The 10,313-nt window shown below is 57.6% G+C and carries 7 protein-coding genes; 3 read left to right on the top strand and 4 right to left on the bottom strand.

Annotation, left to right across the window (positions count from 1 at the left end):
* Together IM317_RS05910 and IM317_RS05905 are read left to right on the top strand one after the other, a co-directional pair.
* Positions 1 to 5,761, top strand: a 5,761-nt coding sequence (locus IM317_RS05910; protein WP_193362468.1) for a hemagglutinin repeat-containing protein, incomplete at its 5' end; no start/stop codon positions are given.
* Complete coding sequence (locus tag IM317_RS05905) at positions 5,751 to 6,011, top strand: hypothetical protein (RefSeq protein WP_033147070.1); 261 nt, start codon at positions 5,751 to 5,753, stop codon at positions 6,009 to 6,011. The genes IM317_RS05910 and IM317_RS05905, both read left to right, overlap by 11 nt.
* Positions 6,012 to 6,135: 124 nt before the next feature.
* Here the strand turns inward: IM317_RS05905 and IM317_RS05900 are convergent, their stop codons facing one another.
* The 4 genes from IM317_RS05900 to IM317_RS05885 all read right to left on the bottom strand — a co-directional run bounded on the left by IM317_RS05900 (position 6,136) and on the right by IM317_RS05885 (position 9,668).
* Positions 6,136 to 7,224 (bottom strand): AAA family ATPase, encoded by a 1,089-nt coding sequence (locus IM317_RS05900; RefSeq protein ID WP_033147069.1) that lies wholly within the window; start codon positions 7,222 to 7,224, stop codon positions 6,136 to 6,138.
* 146 nt (positions 7,225 to 7,370) lie between these two features.
* Positions 7,371 to 8,330, bottom strand: a complete 960-nt coding sequence (locus IM317_RS05895; RefSeq protein WP_023333995.1) for a DUF523 and DUF1722 domain-containing protein — start codon at positions 8,328 to 8,330, stop codon at positions 7,371 to 7,373.
* Between the two features lie 102 nt (positions 8,331 to 8,432).
* Positions 8,433 to 8,843, bottom strand: a complete 411-nt coding sequence (uraH, locus tag IM317_RS05890; protein ID WP_033147068.1) for a hydroxyisourate hydrolase — start codon at positions 8,841 to 8,843, stop codon at positions 8,433 to 8,435.
* Between the two features lie 99 nt (positions 8,844 to 8,942).
* Positions 8,943 to 9,668 (bottom strand): MerR family transcriptional regulator, encoded by a 726-nt coding sequence (locus IM317_RS05885; protein ID WP_032661978.1) that lies wholly within the window; start codon positions 9,666 to 9,668, stop codon positions 8,943 to 8,945.
* A 117-nt stretch (positions 9,669 to 9,785) separates the two neighbouring features.
* On the opposite strand from IM317_RS05885, the gene IM317_RS05880 reads away from it, so the two are divergent.
* Entirely contained in the window at positions 9,786 to 10,310 is a 525-nt protein-coding gene (locus IM317_RS05880; RefSeq protein ID WP_033147067.1) for a lipocalin family protein, read from the top strand.
* Positions 10,311 to 10,313: the final 3 nt, after the last annotated feature.

The following is a 10,313-nucleotide window of genomic DNA, read 5'->3' as shown; positions in this document are numbered from 1 at the left end:
GCGCGGCGACATCATGGCGGGAAATAACCTGTGGATGCAGCGGGATGCGGCGGGGAATGCGAACAGCCAGGTGGTGAACACGTCGGGGAATATTGAGACGCAGAATGGGGATATTGGGATCAGAACGGGGCATTTGCTGAATACCCGTGATGGACTTTCGGTAAATAGCTGGACCGAGACTTCGCAACTGGCTGAAAACGTCGGTGATGCAACGATTGAACTTCTTGTCCTGAGTCTCCCTTCGACGTCTTACAGCATTAGCAATACGAAAAGCAAAGGGTATCGCAACTGTACGTGTGCAATTGAATACGATATTTACAGTTCATCATTTGTTCCTACCGCAGAGAGCAGCCAAATGCGCTTTGCTGGCTCAGTGGTGCATCTTGATGTGAGTGCGAGCGGTGGCGCGGGACGCATCGCTTCGGGACGCGATTTGGTTATCAATGCTGGTGCTCTGGAAAATAAATCAAGTCAAATACTGAGTGAACGTAACGCATCTCTTTCAGGCTCACAGCTGAACAATGAGAGTTATCAATCAGGAACAACGGGGACTTTTTATAATTATAAATATCTCAGGTCTACAGGGGGATCATCTTCGGAAACGGGATATCCTGGACCAAAAGCTAACTCGACCTTTATTTATGAGTTACAAGGTCTGACGAATGAATCGGTGGAGGGCGAAACCTTACGCGCCGTCATCCAGGCGGGCGGTAACGTCACCGCAAACTTCACCAGCAACATCAGCAACACTAATACCACCGCTAACGCGGGCGGCGTCAGCAACGTTATCTCCACCCCGTCGCTGAACACCCTCAGCAACCAGACTGTCGGCAGCGGCGTGCAAAAACAGGGGCTGAACGCTGCCGGCACCGTGGCGGTGAACTCGCCGCAGTGGAACGATCGGCTCCAGGGGGCGCTGCAGCAGCTTAACGGCGGCGGCGCGCTGGAAAACGGCGGCGCGTCCGGCACGCCTCTCAGCAACATTGCCACCACGCAGAAAGGCAACGCGAACCTCGGCCAGCTGGGCACGCTGGCGAACGCCGGGGTCACCACCGCCGATCTCCGAACCGCGCAGGGCGGTACCGTCGGGCACTATCAGGGCCAGCGCGTCGATACCAGCGCTTACCCGCTGCCGTCGGGCAACAACGGCTATTTTGTCTTCTCCGACAACCCGAAAAGCCCGTACCTGATCGGCATCAACCCGAAACTGAACGGTCTCGGACAGCTTGATCCCGCCCTGTTTGCCGATCTGAACGCGATGCTCGGGATCAAACCGTCGTCCACGGCGCCGCAGGAGACGCGGCTGGCGTTTACCGACGAGAAGCAGTTCCTCGGCTCGTCCTATATGCTGGGGCGCCTCAACCTGAACCCGGACTACGACTACCGCTTCCTCGGCGATGCGGCGTTCGATACCCGCTACGTTTCCAACGTGGTACTCAACCAGACCGGTAACCGCTACCTGAACGGCATCGGCTCCGATCTGGATCAGATGCGCTATCTGATGGACAACGCCGCGGCGGCGCAGCAGTCGCTGGGCCTGCAGTTTGGCGTCTCGCTGACCGCCGATCAGATTGCCGCGCTCGACCACAGCCTGCTGTGGTGGGAGAAAGCTACCGTCAACGGCGAAACGGTGATGGTGCCGAAACTCTACCTGTCGCCGAAGGACGTCACCGTCAACAACGGCAGCGTGATCGCGGGCAACAACGTCACCCTGAAGGGCGGCAGCATCACCAACGGCGGCAGCACGCTGCTGGCGAAAAACAGCCTGACGCTCGACAGCCAGAACAGCATCAGCAACCTCAGCAACGGCCTGATGAAAGCGGGCGGCGACCTGAACCTGAGCGCCATCGGCGATATCAATAACATCAGCTCCACCATCAGCGGCAAAACGGTCGCGCTGGAGAGCCTGGACGGCAGCATCAACAACCTGACGCAGGTTGAGCAGATTGATATCAACGCCGGAGGGAAGTACGGCAACATCGGCCTGAAAGACACGCTGCTGGGCAACACGGCGTCGATTACCGCGCAGGATGGCCTGTCGCTTGAGGCGGGGAAAAACATCACCGTCACCGGGGCGAACCTGGCCTCCGGCGGCGATATGCTGCTGAACGCGTGGGGCGATATTGCCGTCAACGCGAATCAGATCAACGACGCATTCAGCTCCAGCCGGGAGAAAACCAGCCGTTCCTCCGTCACGTATCAGGGAAGTAACGTCACCGCGGGCGGCAACCTGCTGGTGAATGCCGGGCATAACCTTGACGTGACCGCCAGCGACCTGAAGGCGGGCGGCAGCGCGGGGCTGAGCGCGGGCAACGATCTGAACCTGAACGCGGCACAGACAAGCGAAAGCAGCCGGAAAGGGAAAAGCGAATCCCACAGCACCGGGCTCGACCGCACCACGATTTCCGCAGGCGATAACCTGGTCCTGAAGGCCGGGCAGGATATCAACGCCCGGGCCGCCGCGCTGGCGGCGGAGAAAAGCGTCGGGCTGCAGGCGGGTCGCGACGTGAATCTGGCTGCGGAAGAGACCACGCAGGGCGACAGCTATAGGTCAGGCAAGAAAACCGTTATTAACGAATCGGTGCGTCAGCAGGGAACGGAGATCGCCAGCGGGGAGAATACTCAAATCCTCGCCGGACGCGATGTCACCACCGAAGCCGCGCAGGTGACGGCGAAGGGCGATATCGGCGTGGCGGCAGGCCGCGACGTCAATCTCAATACCGCAACCGAAAGCGATTATCACTACAAAGAGCAGACCAAAACCAAAAAAGGTTTCCTCAGCAAGAAAACCACCCACACCATCGAGGAGGACAGCGCGACGCGTGAATCCGGCTCATTACTTAGCGGCGACAACGTGCAGGTGGTGGCGGGCAATAACCTGCGGGTGTTCGGCTCCGCGGTGGCGGGCGATGGCGACGTGCAGCTTAAGGCGGGCAACAACGTCGATATCGTGGCGGCCACCAACAGCGACACCTCCTGGCGCTTTAAGGAAGAGAAAAAATCCGGCCTGATGGGATCGGGCGGGATTGGCTTCACCATCGGCAGCAGTAAAAGCACGCACGATCTTCGTGAGAAGGGTACCACCCAGAGCCAGAGCTTCAGTACGGTGGGCTCGACGGGCGGTAACGTCGCGATTTCTGCCGGAAACCAGGCCCACGTCGGCGGTGCGGATCTTATCGCCGGGAAGGATTTAAGCCTCAGCGGCGACAGCGTCATCATCGAGCCGGGGCACGACAGGCGCACCCGGGATGAAACCTTTGAGCAGAAGAAAAGCGGGCTCACCGTGGCGCTCTCCGGCACCGTCGGTAGCGCTATTAACAATGCCGTGAGCGCGGCGCAGGAGACCAAAGAGCAAAGTGATGGCCGTCTGAAAGCCCTTCAGGCCACCAAAACGGTGCTGTCCGGCGTGCAGGCCGGGCAGGCAGCGGATATGGCGGCAACCACCGGCGACCCGAACGCAATGGGTGTGAGCCTCTCGCTGACGACCCAGAAGTCGAAATCACAGCAGCATGCTGAGAGTGATGCGGTGGCAGGCAGCACGCTGAACGCAGGCAATAATCTCTCCATCACCGCGAACGGCAAAAACAAAGGCGCGAACAGCGGCGACATCGTGATTGCGGGCAGCCAGCTGAAAGCCGGGGGTGATACCACGCTGGATGCACAGAACGATATTCTGCTGTCCGGCGCGGCGAATACCCAAAAAACCAGCGGCAAGAACAGCAGCAGCGGTGGCGGTATTGGGGTAAGCATCGGTGCCGGAGGCAACGGCGCGGGTATCAGCGTGTTTGCCAACGTTAACGCCGCGCACGGCAAGGATAAAGGTAACGGTACCGACTGGACCGAAACCACAATCGACAGCGGCAAAAACGTCACCCTTAAAAGCGGGCACGACACCGTGCTTGATGGCGCCCAGGTTAACGGCAATAAAATCGTGGCAGATGTTGGTCACGACCTGCTGATGCGCAGCCAGCAGAACAACAGCGACTACGACAGCAAGCAGACCAGCGTTGCAGCGGGTGGCAGCTTCACCTTCGGCACCATGTCCGGTTCAGGCTATATCAACGCCAGCCAGGACAAGATGAAGAGCCGCTTTGATTCGGTGGCCGAACAGACCGGGCTATATGCCGGGGACGGGGGCTTCGACATCACCGTGGGGCATCACACCCAGCTTGATGGCGCGGTTATCGCGTCCACCGCCACGCCGGACAAAAACAGCCTTGATACCGGAACGCTGGGCTTCAGCGATATCCACAACGAAGCGGACTTTAAAACCTCGCACTCCGGTATCAGCCTGAGCGGGGGCGGCAGCTTCGGGGATAAATTCCAGGGCAACCTGCCGGGCGGCATGATCTCCGCTGCGGGTAATAAAGGCCATAAGGAAGGCACCACGCAGGCCGCCGTGGCAGAGGGCTCCCTCACCATCCGCGACAAGGCAAACCAGAAGCAGGACGTGGCCGATCTGAGCCGCGATACCGAACATGCCAACGACAGCATCAGCCCGATCTTCGACAAGGAGAAAGAGCAGAACCGCCTGAACGCGGTTGGGATGATCAGCGACATTGGCAGCCAGGTGGCGGATATTGCCAGGACGCAGGGTGACCTGAACGGGCTGAAGGCGGCAAAGGATAAATATGGTGATATTCCGGCTAACGCGACAGAAAAAGATCGCCAGGATTATCTGGCGAAACTGCGTGCTACGCCGGAATATAAAGAGACGCAGGAAAAATATGGTACCGGCAGCGATATGCAGCGCGGCATCCAGGCGGCCACGGCAGCGCTGCAGGGACTGGCGGGCGGCAATATCGGAGGGGCGCTGGCGGGCGCGTCGGCACCGGAGCTGGCGCATCTGCTGAAATCGACAGAGGATAACCCGGCTATCAACACGATTGCGCACGCGATACTGGGTGGCGCAGTTGCGGTACTGCAGGGGAATAGCGCAGCGGCGGGTGCGGCAGGTGCCGCGACGGGTGAGCTGGCTGCGCATGCTATAGCCAGCCTGCTCTATCCGGATGTGAAAGACCTGTCGACATTGAGCGAAGATCAAAAGCAGACGGTCATTACGCTGGCATCTGTATCGGCGGGGATGGCTGGTGGGTTGGCGGGAGGTAGTACGGCTTCGGCAGCTGCTGGGGCGCAAGGAGGAAAGAACGCGGCTGAGAATAATGCTACCTCCATTCCTCTCCCCTCTGGCCTGGATAACTACATGAACGCCGTGGGTTCATGGAATCAATATGCCGAAAATAAGGGCTTATCTGTAGAAGAAAAACAGGCAGGTTTGGATAAACTGGCGAAAGGCGACTTACCTGAGGGGGCTAACATCACAAAAGTGATTGTCGAAGGTTACCAGGATGGGGTAATGATCGGAGCCGCCTGGTATTTAGGACCTGCGGCGTCGGTGGGTAAAGTTGTTGGCGGGGGAGTGATTGCGGAAATCGCCAACGGAGGGTACCAGTGGTTTAACCTGAGTCAGCCAGGCAATGAAAACAAATCGTGGGATTATAAAAGCAGCATTAGTGCTGGCGTGGGGGGGATGCTTGCTCCGGGAAGGAATACCTGGCAAAACATCGGCATAGCTATGGGAGGGGCATTCTTTACTGATGGCCCAAATACGGGATCGCTTATTGGTTCAGCATTAGGTTCATGGGCTGGCGGTAAACTCGGTGAACTAGCACCTTTCCCAGGGGAAGTTAATGATCTGATAGGTGGTTTGGGAGGGGAGTTAATCGGCGATAAAGTTAAGGATAAAGTTAATGGCAAATAATAAGGCGTTTCATCGGGCTACGTTTTTGGTTTTTCTGCTTAGTACCCTTTATTACGGTGTGTTTTTTTTTGCATTTATTTTTATTGTAAACAATGTACTGATCGAGATTATAAGTTCTGGAAAGATTGATTTATCATCAAAATCATTAATTTATCTATCTGTGGTGAGCGCTATAGTTGGCGTCGCCGCTGGTGCCAGAGTATGGCTCTTTGCAAAGTTAGATGAACGCAAAGCTAGAAAATCATCCTGAATATATCGCCACTAATTGACAGACCAATCCGGGTTGAATGGACATTTGATATGCCTGGGAAATATTCTTTCCAGGCATAACTTCGCTACAAACGAGACTTTCCTTGCGATTTTTTCTAACCGACCTACCCCAGCCTCTCCACCCTCGTCTCCCCCTCCACCATTGACAGCTGATACAGCGAAAACGATCGCTGTTTCTCAATCAACTTCGCCAGCTCCGGCGAGTGGCTGGTGAGCCAGATCTGCGAGTAGCGGCTGGCCTCGGCGATTAAGCTCGCCAGCGCGGGCAGCATCTGCGGGTGCAGGCTGTTTTCCGGTTCGTTCAACGCGATAAACGCCGGTGGGCGCGGGCTTAACAGCGCCACCGTCAGGCACAGAAAGCGCAGGGTACCGTCGGAGAACTCCGCCGGTTCCAGCGGCCTGCTAAGACCCTCGCGCTGCATCATCATGCGAAAACGTCCGCCGGTGTTGTCGCTGTAAAACACGCAGCCGGGGAAGGCCTGGTCAAGGATGCGCATCAGCAGCAGCTCGTCGCCGATCTCGACGATGGTCTGAAACGCGGCCGCCAGGTTGGCACCGTCGCTGGCCAGCACCGGGGAGCGGAAGCCGACCTGCGGGGCGCGCATCGCCGAGCCGATTGATACAGAAAACTCATGATAAAAGCGCCAGTTACGCAGGGACTCGCGCATCTGCGACACTTCCGGGTAAAGATGCGGTTCGCCGAGCTGCCCGAACACCGATTCGTTCTCGTACAGCGTGCCGCTGTGGGTCACTTTCTCGTGATGCACGTTGTTCAGAAATACTGCCTGGTTCTTACGCTTCATCAGCTGTGACGAAGGCCGACGGTGCTGACCGCTCAGCCAGATGGACTCCTCTTTGATCACCGGATCGAGCTGAAACTGCGAGGGATAGGGCAGCTTCTCCACAAACCCGACCTGCAGCTCGTATTCGTAGGTCTCTGTTTCCACCGCCAGATTCATCCGCCGCAGCTGGTCGCTGCGGGTTTTACCTGCCCAGAACACCTTCAGAATGCCGCCCTCGTTTGCCAGCGCCTGGGAAAACTGTCCCTGAGCGGCGCTGTGCATCAGGTGTATCGCCTTGTAGATATTGGATTTCCCGGTGCCGTTCGGCCCGAAGACGATGTTGAGCTGCTCCAGCTCCAGCGACATGTCGCGGATGGATCGGTAGTTTTGAATGTGCAGGGTGTTGATCACTGGCAGGCCCCTTTTTGCAGAATAAGCCTGTATATAATCACAGTCTTTGAGATGAAATGCAAAAAAGAGACGACAGTGAGGATGTCGTCTAAACGGGGTACTGCTTTGGGCCTCTACGGGTCAATGGGGCCTTCGCATTTTTATGATCACTTGACTGCCAGACGCAGACCCAAATCATCAGGATAGGGATCAAAGTAGTTTTGCGTCATCAGATACCGGTCGGGGTATTCGGCCAGGTAGTGCTTCAGCAGCGTGATCGGGGCGAGAATAGGCAACTGTCCGTTGCGATAGTGCAGGATCACGTCGCGCAGCTCGCCGCGCTGGCGGGTGTTCAGCTGGTTACGGAAATATCCCTGGATATGCATCAGCACGTTGGTGTGATTCTTCCGCGAGGCGGGTTTTTTCAGGATGGTCATCAGTTTTTCCCGGTACGCCACGAAGAAGGCGTCCAGGTCTTCCCACTCGTGCAGCGAGGCAACGAACGGGCCGATTTCGCGGTAGCCCGCCTGATGGTGCGCCAGCAGCTGCAATTTATAGCGGCTGTGGAAATCCAGCAGCCCACGCCGCGTCAGACCTTTAGCGCGCAGCGTGTTTAGCTCGTGCAGGGCAAATACCCGCTCGATAAAGTTTTCCCGCAGCACCGGGTCGTGCAGCCGACCGTCTTCCTCGACGGGCAGCCACGGGTAGGTTTCAAGAAGGGCGGCGGTGAACAGCCCGACGCCCTCCTTGCGGCCCCGGTTGCCGTTTTCATCGTACAGCCGCACGCGTTCCAGGCCGCAGCTTGGGGATTTTGCACAGACGATAAATCCCGACAGATCGCCGATTTTTGGCAGATAGTCCGCCGTAAAGTCGGCCATTTTCTGCGTGAGGTCATCATGAGGCGGCTTGCTGAAACGGAGCTGCGTTTCGCCGCTGTCCGTCAGCGTCAGGCGTATGGCCGGGCGAGGGGTCGGGAGACCGATAGCCATTTCCGGGCAGACGGGCCTGAAATTCACCCACTGGGCCAACTCATCCATGACGAAGCCCATACGCTTGTGTCCGCCGTCAAAGCGAACGGCGGATCCGGTCAAACATCCGCTAATACCGAGCACAGGTTTCGTTGTCATGTTGTAGTCCTCCCGTTCATATAATTAAAACTTACACAACATGACTAATTTGTCCAAGTATTAGCGGAACTATTTTTTTTATTCCTTTAAAATCAACGCGTATTAACTGCCCTTGTAGGTCGAGTAACCGTACTGGCTCAGCAGAAGCGGAATGTGCAGCTTCTCGTTGGTGCGGGTCACGGTAAACAGCACCGGGATCTCCGGGAAGAAGGAGTCCAGCTTTTTGCCGTGGAAGTACTCTGCGGTTTTGAAGGTCACTTTATACACGCCAGGCTGCATGTCCTGATCCTGCGGATAGAGCGATTTGATGCGGCCGTCGTGGTCGGTTTTACCGCTGGCAATCGGGGTCCATTTGTCCTGCTGCTGTTTCTCCAGCGTAACGGTCACGTCTGATGGCGGCATCCCGGTTTGCTGGTCGAGAATGTGGACGCTCAGCGTGCCGGCAGGGGCGCTAAAGGCAGCAGGGGCAAAGGCCATCGAGGCCAGGATCAGCAGAGGGGCAGTTTTTTTCATGGTGTTTTCCTGTTGAGTTATTCGTCACAGGAAAACGTTAGCATCTGCGGCGCGGGAAAATATTCAACTTTTCGTGAAGATTCCCGCAGGAGAAAATTATCAGAGGATAATCACTTCAAGCGATACCTGCTGCTGCCACTGCTCCACCTGTTTTTTCCGCCCGGCGGTGAGTTTGCCGCTGGTGACCAGAAGCCATTTGCGCTCCGGGAAAATTTCCGGTGCCAGCGCGTCAGGCGGAACCGGCAGGATGTCGATTCGGTGGCCCTGCCCGGTGCGCGTTAAGGCTTCGAGCCAGATCTCGCACGGGTCGTTCAGGTGCCAGCCGCTGAGCAGAATGTTATCGCCCGGCGCTTTTTTATCGCCTTCGAGGCAAAACGAGGTGTAGGCGATGATGATGCCGTCGAGGATCGCGCGCAGGGTCATGGCGGCGGCGACGTTGGCCGAGACCTGGCTGCGCAGCGGGCGCAGCACGTTCGCGACCAGCTCCGGCCTTGGGTATTCGCGTCCGGCGTCGTAAATCATCTGGCGCAGGGACTCGACCTTGCCGTCCTGCAGACGTTGCAGCATGTTCTGCTGCAGGGTTTGCCAGTTGTTGGTCCGACCCGGCATCGGGCGTTCCAGCAGCGGTTTGACCTGGCCGATCGGGACGCCTTTTTTGACCCAGTCGAGAATTTTTAGCGCCTGCTGGACGTCCTCGTCGCTGTACTGGCGGTGGCCGCCTTCCGTGCGCTGTGGCTTGAGTAAACCATAGCGACGCTGCCACGCCCGCAGGGTGGTGGCGGTGATGCCGCTGAGTCTGGCGAATTCGCCGATGGAGTAAGCCATGTCCGTGTCCAGAGTGGAGGAATACTCTCAATATACTACGAATTTTCCCGAACGGGATGAAGCGCCGAAACGGTGCACTACACTTAACGTCCAACCGTGCAAATGAAAGGAATTCTCATGAAGCTATGGCCTGTAGTGACCGGTGTTGCCATTGCGCTGACGCTGGTCGCCTGTAAATCCCCCACGCCGCCGAAGGGCGTGCAGCCGATTTCCGGTTTTGACGCCAGCCGCTATCTTGGCAAATGGTACGAGGTCGCCCGTCTGGAAAACCGCTTTGAACGCGGGCTGGAGCAGGTAACCGCCACCTACGGCAAGCGCAGCGACGGCGGCATCAGCGTGCTCAACCGGGGCTACGATCCGGTGAAGAACAAGTGGAACGAGAGCGAAGGCAAAGCGTACTTTACCGGCGAACCGACCACCGCCGCGCTGAAGGTGTCCTTCTTCGGCCCGTTCTACGGCGGCTATAACGTGATCAGGCTGGACGATAAGTACCAGTACGCGCTGGTCAGCGGCCCGAACCGCGACTACCTGTGGATCCTGTCGCGCACGCCAACCATTCCGGATGCGGTGAAGCAGGATTATCTGAACACCGCGCGCAGTCTGGGCTTCCGGGTTGACCAACTGGTGTGGGTGAAGCAGTAGCCC

Origin of the sequence: Enterobacter cloacae complex sp. S3 (genome assembly GCF_014930495.1) — a bacterium.
Classification (GTDB): Bacteria; Pseudomonadota; Gammaproteobacteria; order Enterobacterales; family Enterobacteriaceae; genus Enterobacter; species Enterobacter asburiae_B.
This window is presented reverse-complemented; position numbering and strand designations above follow the sequence as displayed.

Excerpts from the sequence above, each read along its gene's own strand:
- IM317_RS05905 (WP_033147070.1), top strand. The coding sequence starts at position 5,751 with ATGGCAAATAATAAGGCGTTTCATCGGGCTACGTTTTTGGTTTTTCTG.
- IM317_RS05895 (WP_023333995.1), bottom strand. The coding sequence starts at position 8,330 with ATGACAACGAAACCTGTGCTCGGTATTAGCGGATGTTTGACCGGATCC.
- uraH (WP_033147068.1), bottom strand. The coding sequence starts at position 8,843 with ATGAAAAAAACTGCCCCTCTGCTGATCCTGGCCTCGATGGCCTTTGCC.
- IM317_RS05885 (WP_032661978.1), bottom strand. The coding sequence starts at position 9,668 with ATGGCTTACTCCATCGGCGAATTCGCCAGACTCAGCGGCATCACCGCC.
- IM317_RS05880 (WP_033147067.1), top strand. The coding sequence starts at position 9,786 with ATGAAGCTATGGCCTGTAGTGACCGGTGTTGCCATTGCGCTGACGCTG.